This window comes from Rhodanobacter sp. C01 (assembly GCF_002001045.1).
Classification (GTDB): Bacteria; Pseudomonadota; Gammaproteobacteria; order Xanthomonadales; family Rhodanobacteraceae; genus Rhodanobacter.
In genome coordinates, this window is the sequence record NZ_MUNR01000006.1 from 190136 (window position 1) to 204405 (window position 14270).

At 64.0% G+C, this 14270-nt stretch carries 17 protein-coding genes; 7 read left to right on the top strand and 10 right to left on the bottom strand.

Features of this window, described 5'->3' with window-relative positions:
- Positions 1–285: 285 nt before the first annotated feature.
- Together B0E50_RS03535 and B0E50_RS03540 are read left to right on the top strand one after the other, a co-directional pair.
- On the top strand, positions 286–1518 hold the full coding sequence (locus tag B0E50_RS03535; protein WP_077439762.1) for an MFS transporter: 1233 nt from the start codon (positions 286–288) through the stop codon (positions 1516–1518).
- A gap of 50 nt (positions 1519–1568) precedes the next feature.
- The gene (locus B0E50_RS03540) at positions 1569–2054 is read left to right on the top strand and encodes a peptidylprolyl isomerase (protein WP_077439764.1); all 486 of its coding nucleotides are present in this window, start codon (positions 1569–1571) and stop codon (positions 2052–2054) included.
- Between the two features lie 84 nt (positions 2055–2138).
- Here B0E50_RS03540 and B0E50_RS03545 read toward each other — a convergent pair whose 3' ends face one another.
- The 3 genes from B0E50_RS03545 to B0E50_RS03555 are packed head-to-tail and all read right to left on the bottom strand — an operon-like array spanning position 2139 to position 4390.
- The gene (locus tag B0E50_RS03545; RefSeq protein ID WP_077439765.1) at positions 2139–2705 is read right to left on the bottom strand and encodes a C40 family peptidase; all 567 of its coding nucleotides are present in this window, start codon (positions 2703–2705) and stop codon (positions 2139–2141) included.
- Positions 2706–2765: 60 nt separating this feature from the next.
- On the bottom strand, positions 2766–4001 hold the full coding sequence (locus B0E50_RS03550; RefSeq protein ID WP_077439767.1) for a M56 family metallopeptidase: 1236 nt from the start codon (positions 3999–4001) through the stop codon (positions 2766–2768).
- A 2-nt stretch (positions 4002–4003) separates the two neighbouring features.
- A complete protein-coding gene (locus B0E50_RS03555; protein WP_077439769.1) occupies positions 4004–4390 on the bottom strand; it encodes a BlaI/MecI/CopY family transcriptional regulator in 387 nt (128 codons plus the stop codon).
- 112 nt (positions 4391–4502) lie between these two features.
- Here B0E50_RS03555 and B0E50_RS03560 point away from each other — a divergent pair, with 112 nt between their 5' ends.
- From B0E50_RS03560 to B0E50_RS03570, 3 genes are all read left to right on the top strand, one after another.
- Positions 4503–5762: an FAD-dependent oxidoreductase gene (locus B0E50_RS03560; RefSeq protein ID WP_077439770.1), complete on the top strand. Its 1260-nt coding sequence runs from the start codon at positions 4503–4505 to the stop codon at positions 5760–5762.
- A gap of 11 nt (positions 5763–5773) precedes the next feature.
- Positions 5774–6559: an N-formylglutamate deformylase gene (gene hutG, locus B0E50_RS03565; RefSeq protein WP_077439772.1), complete on the top strand. Its 786-nt coding sequence runs from the start codon at positions 5774–5776 to the stop codon at positions 6557–6559.
- A gap of 191 nt (positions 6560–6750) precedes the next feature.
- Positions 6751–6993: a hypothetical protein gene (locus tag B0E50_RS03570; RefSeq protein ID WP_077439774.1), complete on the top strand. Its 243-nt coding sequence runs from the start codon at positions 6751–6753 to the stop codon at positions 6991–6993.
- A gap of 94 nt (positions 6994–7087) precedes the next feature.
- On the opposite strand, the gene B0E50_RS03575 is transcribed toward B0E50_RS03570, so the two are convergent.
- The 7 genes from B0E50_RS03575 to asnS form a co-directional block, all read right to left on the bottom strand.
- Positions 7088–7516 (bottom strand): Rid family hydrolase, encoded by a 429-nt coding sequence (locus tag B0E50_RS03575; RefSeq protein ID WP_077439776.1) that lies wholly within the window; start codon positions 7514–7516, stop codon positions 7088–7090.
- Entirely contained in the window at positions 7513–8172 is a 660-nt protein-coding gene (can, locus tag B0E50_RS03580) for a carbonate dehydratase (RefSeq protein WP_254427173.1), read from the bottom strand. Before can ends, B0E50_RS03575 begins: the two co-directional genes overlap by 4 nt.
- Positions 8173–8253: 81 nt before the next feature.
- Positions 8254–9720 (bottom strand): aldehyde dehydrogenase, encoded by a 1467-nt coding sequence (locus B0E50_RS03585; protein WP_077439779.1) that lies wholly within the window; start codon positions 9718–9720, stop codon positions 8254–8256.
- A gap of 78 nt (positions 9721–9798) precedes the next feature.
- Positions 9799–10590 carry an SDR family NAD(P)-dependent oxidoreductase gene (locus B0E50_RS03590; protein WP_077439781.1) on the bottom strand — a complete coding sequence of 264 codons (792 nt, stop codon included), beginning with the start codon at positions 10588–10590 and terminating at the stop codon, positions 9799–9801.
- Positions 10591–10609: 19 nt separating this feature from the next.
- On the bottom strand, positions 10610–10924 hold the full coding sequence (locus B0E50_RS03595) for a hypothetical protein (RefSeq protein ID WP_077439783.1): 315 nt from the start codon (positions 10922–10924) through the stop codon (positions 10610–10612).
- Positions 10921–11781 carry a MalM family protein gene (locus tag B0E50_RS03600; RefSeq protein ID WP_077439785.1) on the bottom strand — a complete coding sequence of 287 codons (861 nt, stop codon included), beginning with the start codon at positions 11779–11781 and terminating at the stop codon, positions 10921–10923. Before B0E50_RS03600 ends, B0E50_RS03595 begins: the two co-directional genes overlap by 4 nt.
- A gap of 14 nt (positions 11782–11795) precedes the next feature.
- The gene (asnS, locus tag B0E50_RS03605) at positions 11796–13196 is read right to left on the bottom strand and encodes an asparagine--tRNA ligase (RefSeq protein WP_077439903.1); all 1401 of its coding nucleotides are present in this window, start codon (positions 13194–13196) and stop codon (positions 11796–11798) included.
- Between the two features lie 156 nt (positions 13197–13352).
- Here asnS and B0E50_RS03610 point away from each other — a divergent pair, with 156 nt between their 5' ends.
- Positions 13353–13679 (top strand): iron-sulfur cluster assembly accessory protein, encoded by a 327-nt coding sequence (locus B0E50_RS03610; RefSeq protein ID WP_077439786.1) that lies wholly within the window; start codon positions 13353–13355, stop codon positions 13677–13679.
- A gap of 154 nt (positions 13680–13833) precedes the next feature.
- Positions 13834–14265 (top strand): 30S ribosomal protein S6, encoded by a 432-nt coding sequence (rpsF, locus tag B0E50_RS03615; RefSeq protein WP_077439788.1) that lies wholly within the window; start codon positions 13834–13836, stop codon positions 14263–14265.
- The last annotated feature ends 5 nt before the right edge of the window (positions 14266–14270 follow it).

A 14270-nucleotide genomic window follows, 5' to 3' on the forward strand; every position in this document is an offset into this window, starting at 1 on the left:
GACTTGGGGGAAGGGGCGGCGGTGTGCCGCAGCAGTCAGAGCGACTGCGCCGGCAAGTATAGCCGATCTACGAGGGTCGTGCCCGTCTTGGTGGTGACGAGTCTGAACGGATGCATGCGCTCGCGCCGGATCATCCAGGTGAAGAAGCCATGCATCGTGGCCGGATAGCGGATGAATCCGATGCGTTCATGCCGTGATTTCGAATACGCACGCTGCGCAGGCGTTGCGTGTTCTGGCGGCATCGGGCATACGATGCAGCGACCTGTCGATTCTGAGGAGTAGCCGATGTCGTTGCTTGCACCCCTGCGTGAACTGGACACCACCCAGCGGCATACCGTGCTGGCAAGCTTCCTCGGCTGGACGCTGGATGCGTTCGACTACTTTCTGCTCACCTTCGTCATCGTCGCGGTGTCGAAGGAATTCGGCGTGGACAATGCCAAGGTCACTTATGGCCTGTTCCTGACTCTCGCAGCACGGCCGCTGGGTGCGCTGCTGTTTGGACGGCTGGCCGATCGTTACGGTCGGCGTCCGATCCTGATGCTGGATGTGGTCCTGTTCTCGCTGTTCGAGCTGGCCACCGCGTTCTCGACCTCGCTCACGATGCTGCTGGTGCTGCGCTTCCTGTTCGGTGTCGCGATGGGAGGCGAGTGGGGCATCGGTGCGTCGCTGGCGATGGAATCGATTCCGGCCAAGTCGCGTGGGCTGATTTCCGGCCTGCTGCAGAGCGGCTATCCCTGCGGCTTTTTCCTCGCCGCGCTGGCGAACTGGTTGTTGTTCGATCACATCGGCTGGCGTGGGCTGTTCGTGGTGGGCGCCGTGCCGGCGTTGCTGGTGCTGTACATCCGCCGCAGCGTGCCGGAGTCGCCAGTGTGGCAGAGCGGCCAGGCGCAACAGAAGAAGATCGGCGTGCTTGAATCCATGCGCGGTCACTGGAAGCTGGCGATCTACCTGATGCTGCTGATGGCGGCGTTCAACATGTTCAGCCATGGCTCGCAGGACATGTACCACACCTTCGAGGAAGTGAACCTGCATCTGGATACCAGCTCCGGTGCAGCCTTCATGCTGGTGGCGCTGCTCAATCTCGGCGCACTGGTCGGCGGCTTGTTCTTCGGTGGATTGTCGGAGCGGATCGGTCGGCGCAAGGCGATGATCATTGCCGCGCTGCTTGCGATCCCGGTGATTCCGTTATGGACCCATGGCGGCTCGTTGCTGCTGCTGGGCCTCGGTGCGTTCCTGATCCAGGTGATGGTGCAAGGTGCCTGGGGCGTGGTGCCGACGCACCTCAATGAACTGTCGCCCGCAAACGTGCGCGCCACCCTGCCGGGCTTTGCCTATCAGATGGGCAACCTGCTGGCAGCCGGCACGGCGACGGTGCAGACCTGGATCGCCCGTTGGCATGGCGGCGATTTTGCGTTCGCCATGTCGTTGTGGATCGCCGTGGTCGCGGTGATCCTGGCGCTGCTGGTGTGGTTGGGACCTGAGGCGCGCGGGCTGGATTTCGAGAAGGCGCGGCCATGAGCGGGATGCACTGATAGAATTGCGTCCTTTACTTCTTCGAGAGACAGGCAATGAAGGCTGGCAAGGACAAGGTCATCGCGATCCACTACACCCTGACGGTGGACGGCGAGAAGGTGGAAAGCTCGCACGATCGCGATGAACAGTTGTGGATCCTGCTTGGCCACGGCCAGCTGATTCCGGGCCTTGAAAAGGCGCTGGAAGACCGTGAGGCTGGCGAGACGCTGCAGGTCGAGGTGGCGGCTGCCGATGGTTACGGCGAGCGCCAGGAAGACCAGATCCAGCGCATGTCGAAGAAGTATTTCCCGCAGGCGAACCGCCTCAAGCCCGGCATGGTCACCGTGTTGAAGCTGAAGGATGGCGGTCAGCGTGCGGTGACCGTGCACAAGGTCGGCATGAGTGCGATCGACGTGGACCTGAACCACCCGATGGCCGGCAAGGCGCTGCATTTCGACGTGGCCATCGGCGACGTGCGCGACGCCACCGAGGAAGAGCTTCAGCACGGCCATGCCCACCCGCCGGGCGGTGCGGCCCACTGAGTCTCGGCCGCCATGGAGTGACATGACAACGGCGCCCTGGGGCGCCGTTGTTCGTTCATCCCTTCATCAGTTCCTGGAACAGGCTCAATCCAGCAGTCGCTTGCCGTACTCGAAATGATCCACCCAGTACGGTCCGTCGATATCGTCCAGCCGTACTGTGCCGCCACTGTTGGGTGCATGCACGAAACGGCCCTGGCCGACGTAGACGCCCACGTGGTCGATGCCGCTGTGATTGCCGAAAAACACCAGATCGCCACTGGCCAGTTCGGTCATGCGCTGGATCTTGCGGCCCTGCATGTCGGCCATCGCGCGCGAGCTGTGCGGCAGCAGGATGTCGGCTGCGTGACGGTAGATATAGTCGACCAGCCCACTGCAGTCGAAGCCGCTTTCCGGCGTGTTGCCACCCCACTTGTAAGGCGTGCCGACCAGCGCCATCGCACGGAACAGCACGTCGTTGGCTACCTGCGCATTGGCCGCCGAGGGTGCCTGCGGCGGCAGGTCGGCCAGGGCCGAATGCGAGGGCTTGTATGTGGGTTCATGGCGTCGCGGACCGCTGGCGCAGCCGGCCAGCAGGAGGATGGCGATGCCCAGCAGGGCGAGCGGACCACCGTAGCGCGGGCTGTTGGCTCGTTGCAGTGAATCCGCGGGCATGGGGTAACCTCGGCCTGGTTCGGGCTGAGGTTATCAAATCAACAAGTTGCAGGAAAGTCCTCAGGAATTGGTCGAGCGTGGCTGTGTTGCGGGAGCCGGCGCGTGCGGTGTCGATGGGGCTGCCGGCATCGGATCCAGGCTGAAATTGACCGGCACCTTGGCATAGCTCTCGATCGGCTTGCCGTTCTTCATGGCGGGATTGAAGTGCCACTGCATGGCGGCATCGCTGGCAGCCTTGATCAGGCTGGGGGCGGCCTGGGTCGCCGGGTCCACGCTGATCTCTCGCGGGGTGCCGTCGGCGCCGACCAGCACCTTGAGGATGACCGTGCCCTCCTGCTTGTTCTGGATGGCGTCCTGCGGGTAGCGCGGGGGAATCCGCGAGTTGAAGGTCGCGTTCTGGGTGGCGGTCACGCGATCGGGCTGGCTGGCGGCCTGCGCCATGCAGGCACCGCCAACCATCAAAAGGGTCAATCCGATGAAGCCGATGCGGCGGCGCAGGGCGCCGGGACGTTGACGCTGGATCATGCTGAGTCGCTCCTTCAGTTGTGGCTGGGCCAGCCAGGGAATGAGCACCGGCGTGGCATCCATGCCGGTGCTGTGCAGCAAGGTGTGTGCGTACTTCGCCTCGTCCTGCGGCGACTGGAGCAGGACGCGCTCGTCGCAGGCCAGCTCCTGGTCCAGCCGCAACCGCGGCAGTGCCAGCCACGCCAGCGGGTGGAACCACAGCAACGCCATGGCGAATTCGGCGAGCAGGCTCCACAGCGCGTCGCCCCGGCGCAGATGCATGAATTCGTGTTGCAGCACCAGTCGCTGTTCATCCGCGTCGAAGCGTTCGAGAAAGTCCGCCGGCAGCAAGACCAGGCTGCGTGGTGCCCACAGCACTGCCGGCCCGGCGGGATGCAGCCGCAGCCGATCCGATGCATGCGGAATGCCCGGCAGCATGTGCCGCATGGAGTCGGGAAGAGGGTGGCACTGTCGCAGCAACTGACTGTAGTGAATGGTCAGGCGCAGCAGGCAGCACAACGTGCCGGCTAGCCATAATGGCAATAGCCAGTGCGCCGGAAAGGTGACCGGCGCAACTGCGGCGATGGTTGCCGGTGTTGCAGAAAGCACCGGCAACGCTGGCGCGACGATCCAACCGGATGGCAACGCCGGCAGCCACGGGAGCATGGCCAGCAGCAGCGGCAGCAGCCACAGGGTGAATGCCGGACCGGCACCGAACAGCCGTCGCGCAGGCTTGCGTGCTGCCAGCACGAGTGCCAGCCCCAGGGTGACGTACAACAGCATGGTGAGCATTGTCAGCGCCCCTTCTTCTCGATGGAGTCGATCAGCTTGCGCAGTTCGGCGATGTCCCTGGCCGAAAGCTTCTCGTGCTGGCTGAAGTGCGCCAGCAGCGGTGCGACCTTGCCGCCGAACACGCGGTCGAGCAGGTTGCGGCTTTCCAGTCGTTGCCAGTCCTCGCGGTGCAATTGCGGCGAGTACAGATAGCGCCGGCCGTCCTTCTCGGCACTCACCGCCCCCTTGCCCAGCAGACGGTTGAGCAGGGTCTTGACGGTTTTCTCGTGCCAGCCTGTAGGCCCCAGCAGGGCGGCGACGATGTCTTCGGAGGTCTGCGGCGCTTTCTGCCACAGCACGTCCATCACCCGGCTTTCGGCATCGCTGATGGTGACTGGTGGATTGGGCATGGTTGCTCCCGTCGTGGATTACGTGTGTAGTCCGAATGAGATTACATGCGTAATTTATTCATTGCAAGTGGCCCGGAAGCCTGCTGCTGGCCCGGGCCGCTACAATCGGCGGATGAATGCTTCGCGCAGTGATGTGTTGATTCTTGGCGGCGGTGTCATTGGTCTGGCATGTGCGTTGTACCTGCTGAAGACGGGCGCCAGTGTGCGGGTGCTCGAACAGGGCACACCGGGCTGCGGCAGCTCGCATGGCAACTGCGGCACGATCACGCCAAGCCACGCGGCACCGCTGGCAATGCCGGGCATGATCGGCGTGGCCCTGCGTTCGATGCTGACGGCGGATGCACCGCTATATCTCAACCCGCGTTTCGACGGGCCGCGCCTGCGCTGGCTGCTGGGTTTTGCACGGCACTGCAACTGGCGTGACTTCGCCCGCGCCACCACGGCGCGCGCGGCGATCCTGCAGCGTTCCCGCCGGTTGCTGGCGGAACTCGTGCGCGACGAATCGCTGGACTGCGAATTCGTCGAGGAGGGCGATCTGTATGTTTATCGCACGGCACGGAAGCAGACGGCGGACGCGCGCGATCACGTCGCGGTGCTGGAGCGCCTCGGCATCGAGGTGCAGCGTCTGCATGGAGAACAGGTCGAGGCGATGGAGCCGGCATTGAAGCCCGGCGTGGTCGGCGGCCTGCTGCATCCCGGCGATGCAAGGTTGCGGCCGGACCGCTATGCAGCCGAACTGGCGCGTCGCGTGACCGAACTGGGTGGCGTGATCGAAACCGGCGCGAGGATCGAGCGCTTCAGCACCGACAACAATCGCATTACCCGGGTTCATGCTGGCAGCGCCGCGTTCGAGGCCGAGCGGATCGTGATGGCGCTCGGCGCGTGGTCGCCGTTGCTGGCCAAGGCACTCGATCTGCGCTTGCCGATGCAGCCGGGCAAGGGTTATTCGCTGACCTATGCGCGCCCCACGCTGGTGCCGCGCCATGCGCTGGTGTTGCGCGAGGCATCGGTCTGCGTCACCACCTGGAACAGCGGCTATCGGCTGGGCAGCACAATGGAGTTTTCCGGTTACGCCGAAGGGCTCAATCGCACGCGGCTTGACGCGCTGCGGCGCGGTGCGGCGAGTGGCCTGCGCGAGCCGGAGGGTCCGGAGTTGCTGGAGGAGTGGTGGGGCTGGCGGCCGATGAGCGTCGACGAGGTGCCGATCATCGGCCCCAGCGCGCGCTGGTCGAACCTGCTGCTGGCAACTGCGCATGGCATGCTCGGTGTCAGCATGTCGGCAGCCACAGGTGAACTGGTCGCCGCGATGATCGGTGGCGCGCCACCAGTGATCGATCCGGCTCCCTACTTGCCGGCACGTTTCGGACTGTAGACGGAATGACAATGAGCACGAGCAACTTCGATCTGCAGCGCGGCCGCGTGCCGCTGCTGATCAGCCTGCCGCATGACGGCAGCCATATTCCGGACCATATCGCCGCACGCATGCGTCCGGCGGCGCGACGTTCGCCGGATACCGACTGGCACGTGGGGAGACTGTACGAGCCATTGGCCAGTGCGCTGGGCGCCAGCGTGCTGAAGCCTCTGGCCTCACGCTACGTGATCGATCTGAACCGGCCTGCCGACGGTCATGCGCTGTACCCGGGGCAGCGCGAGACCGGTCTGGTTTCGACCATCGGCTTCGATGGTGAGCCGCTGTATCTGGAGGGTGTCTTGCCCGATGCCGCCGAAATTCAACAGCGGATAAACGACTACTGGCGACCGTATCACCAGGCTATTTCGCATGAACTTGCGAGACTGTGCGCCGAACATGGCCGGGCCGTGCTGTGGGAAGGCCATTCCATCCGGAGCCGGGTGCCGATGCTGTTCGATGGCCAGTTGCCGGACTTCAACCTCGGTACCGCGTCAGGGCAGAGCTGCGGTGCGTCGCTGCAGGGCCGATTGCAGAGCTGTCTGGAATCGCAATCGCGCTTCAGTTTTGCCGTGAACGGACGTTTCAAGGGTGGCTATATCACCCGTCATTTCGGCGCTCCCGATGCGGGTGTGCAGGCAGTGCAGCTGGAACTCGCGCAATGCAATTACATGGACGAGGAGAGCTTCGAGTACGACGGGAAAAAGGCAGCAACGGTACAAGAGCTGATTGAAAGGCTGCTGCGCATCAGTCTGGCATGACCGCATGTTTTTGCGGGTGAGATCACCGTGAAAGTGAAGTCAAGCCGCGACGTCGATGGCGACGTAAAAAACCTCCGTTTCGTTCAGTCTTGGTATTCCCTTTCTGCTGCTATTGTCATTCCCGTCGCGCCACCCGAGTTGCCGGGTTCCGGCCGGGTTCGCGATACCCAATGATCCGAGGCTCAAACATCATGATGCGTAAACTTGCGATCGCTTCCCTGCTCGCGGCGGGCGTGGCTCTTTCCGGTTCCGTGCTGGCTCAGGCTGCTGCTCCGCAGGCAGCGGCAGCATCCCAGCAGAGCGCTCCGGCCGCAGCTCCGGCCGATGCGATGAAGGCCGATGCGCCGAAGGCTGCCACAACCACGACTCACCACAAGAAGCAGCACAAGAGCAAGAAGGCTGCTGCTCCGGCCGCTGCCAGCACGGCAGGCTGATAGTTCGATCAGGCTGTTGTGAATCGAAACCCCGTCGGCCCAGCCGGCGGGGTTTTTCATGGGCGATCCGGAATCGCGATATGCAGCGCGGAGGTCAGGATGCCGACGACGGGAATGCCGCCACACACTTCAGCTCGATGGCGATCGGTGTCGGCAACGCGGTGATGCCCAGGGTAGTGCGGCAGGCGTCGACACCGGCGAAGTACTCCGCATAAAGCCGGTTGAAGGTCGCGAAATCCTGCTGCATGTCGGTGAGGAACACGGTGATGTCGACCAGGTCGGTCCAGGCTGCACCACTGGCTTCCAGCACCGCGCGCACGTTGGCGAAGACCTGCCGACATTGCGCCTCGAAGTCGTAGCCGACCAGCTGGCCGGCTGCATCATGCACGTTGCCGGGGATCAGGTTGCTGCCAGGCTGACGTGGGCCCACGCCGGACAGGAACAGCAGGTCGCCGACACGCCGAGCGTGCGGGTAGGCGCCGACCGGCGCCGGGGCCATGTCGGTGCGGATGATCCCACTCATGGCTGATACGCTGCCGGCAGTCGCATCAATCGCTGCAGGGCGTTTTCGTAGGCCGGCTCCAGCGCGGCGCGAGAGTCGACATGCATGTTCAGGTCGCTCATGTGGCCATTGTCGAGGCTGTAGCACCACGCATGCACCGCGAGCTTCTGGCCGCGTTCCCAGGCGTCCATCACCACCGTGGTGCGGCAGGTATTGGTCACCTGCTCGATCGCGTTGAGCTCACACAGGCGGGTGTTGCGCAGCGACATCAGGTCGAGTGAGGCGAGCAGCGAGGAATGCTTTTCCGCTACATCGCCAACATGCCGCAACCAGTTGTCGACCAGGCCGAGCCGGCGTTCGTCCAGCACCGCCTGGATACCACCGCAGCCGTAGTGCCCGACGATGATGATGTGCTCGACCTTGAGGATGTCCACCGCGAACTGGATCGCACTGAGGCAGTTGAGGTCACTGTGCGAGACCACGTTGGCCACATTGCGCTGCACGAAGATCTCGCCCGGCGGCAGGTCGACGATCTGGGTGGCCGGCACGCGTGAATCGGAACAGCCGATCCACAGATATTTCGGCGATTGCTGCTTTGCCAGTTGCTCGAAGAAATGCGGGTCTTCCGCATGCCTGGCAGCGGACCAGCGGCGGTTGCCATCGAGCAGTTCTTGCAGGGGACTGGTCACGGTTGGGTACTCATCGGTGAGGCTTGCGCCGCGGGGTGGATCAAAAGCATCTGATCAGGTAATACCTGATCAATAGCGGATACAGATGTTTTTCGGCTCGGTGAAAAAGTGCAGCGCATCACTGCCGCCCTCACGGCCAAGTCCGGATTGCTTGGCGCCACCGAACGGCGTGCGCAGGTCGCGCAGCAGCCAGCAGTTGATCCAGACGATGCCGAACTCGAGCTGGCCGGCGAGCCGGTGGGCACGTGAGAGATCAGCGGTCCACAGCGAAGCGGCGAGTCCGTAGCGACTGTCGTTGGCGATCGCCAGCGCTTCGGCCTCGTCCTCGAACGGGATCAGGCTGACCACTGGGCCGAAGATTTCCTGCTGGTTGGTCTGTGCGCAGGACGGCAGGCCCTCGATCACGGTGGGGGCGATGAACCAGCCGTCGGCGCAACGACCAGGCACGTTTATCGCGTGGCCACCGCACAATACGTGACCGCCTTCGGCACGCGCCTGCTCGATGCAGCCGAGCACCTTGTCGTAGTGCAGTCGGGAAACCATCGCGCCGAGGTCGCTGCGTGCATCATTCGGGTCGCCGACCTGCAGTGCTTGCACCTTCGCCAGGTAACGCTCGCGGAAAGCCTCGTAGATCGAGCGCTGCACCAGCAGGCGAGAGCCGCACAGGCAGATCTCGCCCTGGTTGGCGAAGCCCGAGCGCACGATAGTGTCCAGGTTGGCGTCGGAAAGATCGGCATCGGCAAACACGATGGCCGGATTCTTGCCGCCCATTTCCAGCGACACCTTCTTGAACTGTGTCGCCGCGGTGCGGGCGATCTGTGCACCGGTGGCGGTGCTGCCCGTGAAGGAAATCGCCTTCACTTGCGCGTGCTCCACGACCGCCTGGCCTGCTGTCGGGCCACGGCCGTGCACGATGTTCAGCACGCCGGGCGGAAAGCCGGCCTGGATACTCAATTCGCCAAGCAGGGCGGCGGTGCACGGAGTCACCTCCGAAGGCTTGGCCACCACCGTATTGCCGGCGGCAAGCGCCGGCGCGATCTTCCAGGTGAACAGGTACAGCGGCAGGTTCCACGGACTGATGCAGACGACCACGCCGAGCGGTTGCCGCAGCGTGTAGTTGATTGCACCCGTGTGCGATGCGCCGATGGCCATCGCGTGTGATTCGCTGCCCCAGGCCATGATCGCGGCGGCGAAATGGCGCAGGTTGCTGACCGCGCGCGGGATGTCGAGCCCCCGTGCAAGCGCCAGTGGCTTGCCGCTGTCGCGCGATTCCAGCGCGGCGAATTCTTCCAGCCGTGCCTCGATCAGATCGGCCAGTCGCTGCAGCAGGTGCGCACGTTGCTCGATCGGTGTATTCGCCCAGTCAGTGGCGGCGCGGGTCGCCGCTGCGACAGCGGCATCGACGTCGATCGCGACAGAGTCGGGGCACTGAGCCAATACGGTGCCAGTGGCCGGCTCATGCACGTCAAGCCACGCATCGTGCTGCGCCGCCTGCAGGCGACCGTCGATCAGATTGGCTAGGCGCTGGGTGGGCATCTGCTCAAGCTTAAAACCAGCGTGCCGCAAATGCACCGGACGCTGGCGTATGCGTCACGACGGGAGGCGACTTGCTGCTCAACTCAGCGCCCGTGTCCGCCCACCGTCCACGGCGATGCTGACCCCGTTGACGTAGGCTGCAGCGGGCGTGCACAGAAAGGCGATGACCGCGGCGATTTCGCTTGCTTCGCCAAAGCGACGGGCCGGTACGGTGGCCAGCATGCCGCGGGCGATCTCTTCCTGGCTGTGTCCGCTGGCGGCCGCCTGCGCGCTCAACAGTCCGTCGAGACGCTGGGTGCGGGTAAATCCCGGCAACACGTTGTTGACGGTGATGCCGTCGACGGCGAGTTCCGCAGACAGGGTCTTGGCCCAGCCGGCGACGGCGGCACGCACGGTGTTGGAAACGCCCAGACCGGCGATCGGTTCCTTCACCGAGGTGGAGATCACGTTGACGATACGGCCGTAGCCGCTGGCGCGCATGCCGGGCAGCAGCGCCTGCAGCAGGGTCTGGCCGGCGAGCAGGTGCTGGCGAAAGGCTGCCTCGAACGCATCCGGCGTCGCGGCATATGCGGGGCCGCCGGGCGGCCCGCCGGTGTTGTTGATCAGGATGTGCACCGGCTGCTTTGCGACGATGTCGGCGGCGATGGTCCGCAGGTTTGCGGTATCCAGCATGTCGACGCTGCGCCAGTCGTGCTGCTGGCCTGCATGAGTTCTCGGCAGATTTTCGGCGACCGCCTTCAGCGTGTCGGCCGAGCGCGCGAGCAGGGTGACGTGGGCGCCCAGCTCGGCCAGCTCGATCGCGCTGGCGCGGCCGATGCCCTGCGAGGCACCGCAGACCAGCGCATGGCGCCCACTCAGATCCAGTTGCATGGGATTCTCCGGTCAGGTTTCAGTGCAACAGCAGGCGCATTCCCAGCGCAGCGAGCCAGCATAGCCAGCCCAGCCATGGGCTGTAACGCCATACCCGTTGCCAGCGGTTGATGCCGGCATCCTCCAGGGCGGGGAGTGCCGTCGAGCGCAAGACATGCTGCAGGCGCACCCAGATGCGAAATGCCGTGGCCTGTCCCTGCTCCGGTTCGGCAATGATCTTCCATTGCTGCGGGTGGCGCTGGCGCAGCAGGGCGGCGAGCCGGAACTGGGCCGCGTAGGACAACACGAACAGGCCGATGCCGGCCGCCAGCAGCGCGAGGTACAAGGCGATCACTGGGAGCTGCCACTGGCGTGGCTGTCGCTGTCTTTGCTGCTTGTATCGCTGGTGGTGCTATTGCTCTTGACCCAGGGCAGTGGCAATGCCGTACGCAGGTCATTGAGCAGCCCGTCACCTTTCGGTGCCTTCTTGCAGATCGCGTTGTCGATGGCCTTGGCGTAGGTCTTGTTCATCATGCCGACCCACAACGTGCCGTCCGGGCCGTGCGGAATGCTGAAACTGCCTGCCGAATTCATCTGCAGGGTCGCTGCGGTCGTCGTGTTGGAGGCTGATGCAGGCGACTGTTCCCAGTAGGTCTTGCCCGACTGCTGGGCGGCGGAGCTGTAGACCAGCATGTAGCGCGCCTTGTCGCTGTCGATTTTGGCACTGCCGAAGGCGCCGGTCGTCTCGTCGCTCCAGCCCATGTGTTCGCACAACTCGATGTCGTCCGTGTGGATCGGCTGGAACCCGTCGTCCAGCAACACGACGGTGGGTGCGAACAGGTAGCTGGCATGCAGCCAGCGACCGTTCAATTCCGATTTCAGCGCCACCCGGTAGGGCAGCTTGACGCCGGTCGGCAGACGGAACGCGACGAAATAACTGTGCGTGCCGTTGAGGTTGGCGACCATGCTGCCGCTGCCAAGGGCGAACTTCTGCGGCTGCCACGGCAGCATGCCGCTGTAGGAGAAATCGGCATAGCTGCTGCAGCACGGCGAAGCCTGCTGCAATTGCTGCTTGGCCGTTTTGAGGGCGTCGGCAGAATCTTCCGTCGGAGCACGCAGGTTCGGCGGAATCAGGACCTTGGCGCTATGGCAGCCAGCCAGCAGCACGGTGAAGGTCAATGCGGCGGCGATGGCGATAAAACGATGCGACATGACAGGGAGAGTACTCAGAATTCGGCCGTTCCGGCCGCGCGTGGGTAGGGGATGGCGTCGCGGATGTTGGACAGGCCGCAGACGTAGACGAGCAGGCGCTCGAAGCCGAGGCCAAAGCCGGCATGAGGGACCGTGCCATAACGGCGCAGGTCGCGGTACCAGCCATAAGTCACGGGATCGAGGTTGAACTGGGCCATGCGGCGGTCGAGGTAATCCAGCCGTTCCTCGCGCTGCGCGCCGCCGATGATTTCGCCGATGCCCGGCGCCAGCACGTCCATCGCAGCCACGGTTTTTCCATCATCGTTCAAGCGCATGTAGAACGCCTTGATCGCCTCGGGGTAGTTCATTACGACCACGGGACGGCCAATATGTTTCTCGGCCAGATAACGTTCGTGTTCGGTCTGCAGGTCGATGCCCCAGGCGACCGGGTAATCGAACTTCTGCCCGGACTTCTGCAGGATCGTGATCGCGTCGGTGTAGTCGATGCGCTCGAACGGCTGGCTGATGAAGGCCTCCAGGCGGCTGATCGCATCCGGCTGCACGCGCTCGGCGAAGAACGCCATGTCGTCGGCGCACTCGTCCAGCACGGCCTTGAAGATGGCCTTGAGGAACGCCTCGGCGCAATCCGCATTGGCGGTGAGGTCTGCGAACGCGATTTCCGGCTCGACCATCCAGAATTCGGCCAGATGGCGCGGCGTGTTGGAGTTCTCTGCGCGGAAGGTCGGACCGAACGTGTAGACCTTGCTCATCGCCAGGCAATACGCCTCGACGTTGAGCTGGCCGGACACGGTGAGGAACGCCTCGCGGCCGAAGAAATCCTTGCGGAAGTCGATCTTGCCCTTGTCGTCGCGCGGCAGGTTGGCCAGATCCAGCGTGGACAGGCGGAACATGTCGCCGGCACCCTCGGCGTCCGAGGTGGTGATGATCGGCGTGTTGATCCAGAAGAAGCCCTGCTCGGTGAGATGGCGGTGGATCGCCATCATCATCGTGTGGCGCACGCGGGTCACGGCGCCGAACAAGTTGGTGCGCGGACGCAGGTGGGCGACTTCGCGCAGGAACTCCATCGAGTGCTGCTTGGGCTGGATCGGGTAGGTTTCCGGATCGTCGACCAGGCCGGTGACGATCACCTCGTCCGCCTGCAGCTCGAAGCTCTGGCCCTTGCCTTGCGACGGCACCAGGGTGCCCGAGACGATCACGCCGGCACCGGCAGTGAGATGCAGCACTTCGCTGTGGTAGTTGCCCAGCGTGGCCGGCACCACCGCCTGGATCGGGTCGAAGCAGGAGCCGTCGGTGACATTGACGAAGGACAGGCCAGCCTTGGAGTCGCGGCGCGTGCGCACCCAGCCGCGCACGGTCACCGTGCTGCCGGCTTCGATCTTGCCGGATAAAGCCTGCTTGACGCTTGCCACTGCCATGAATTGAAACTCCTGCTGGAGCGCCGCATATCGACGCATGAGTCGTTGATGAAGGACGCGCGCCGCACGAAATACGCGCGCAAGACCTGCATGATAATGTAGCTGTTGCCCGGGCCGCGACTTTCCGGGCTCTTACTGAGGTTGGATCCACCCGTCATGAGCATCAGCATCACCGTCGCCGCGAACGAACGCATGCGCCATTTCCTGGCAGCCACTCCGGGAGCGGCCGGCGTGCGGTTCGGCGTCAAGCGCACCGGCTGCTCCGGGTTCGCCTATGTGGTGGATCTGGCCGAGTCAGTCGGCGAGGGCGATCAGCTGGTCGATGTGGATGGCGTGCCGCTGATCGTCAACGAGAAGAGCATGGCGATGGTCGAGGGCACGGTGATCGACTTCCAGCGCCAGGGGCTCAACGCCAGCTTCGTGTTCCACAATCCCAATGCCACCGGCGAATGCGGTTGCGGCGAGAGTTTCACGGTCGGCTGAGCTCTTAGTTTTCAGTTACTTGCGCGAAACCCCTGCGACATCCTACAATTCCGCTTCTGTCCATGCCCGAAAGGTGCGGACGGAATACTTGCCTCACCGCATCGGCGGGAGGCTGCTAGGCCGCAAGGCCGCATCCACAAGGAGTCAAACCACAATGACCCTGCGTCATTACGAAGTTGTGTTCATGGTCCACCCTGACCAGAGCGAGCAGGTCCCGGCGATGCTCGAGCGCTACAAGGCGCTGATCGAGACCGACGGCGGCAAGATCCACCGCCTGGAAGACTGGGGTCGTCGTCAGCTGGCCTATCCGATCGTGAACCTGGCCAAGGCACATTACGTGCTGCTCAACATCGAAGTGAGCCAGAACGCGCTGAACGAGCTGGAGTCGGGTTTCCGCTTCAACGACGCCGTGCTGCGTCATCTCGTCATCAAGCGTGACGCCGCCGACACCGAGCCGTCCTTCATCCTGAAGTCGAAGGAAAAGGACGATGCCAAGTCTTCGCGTCGCCGCGACGACGAGGGTGAGGGCGAAGGCCGCGGCCGTGACCGCGATGACCGCGACAACGATCGCGACAGCGACGACTGATAGGA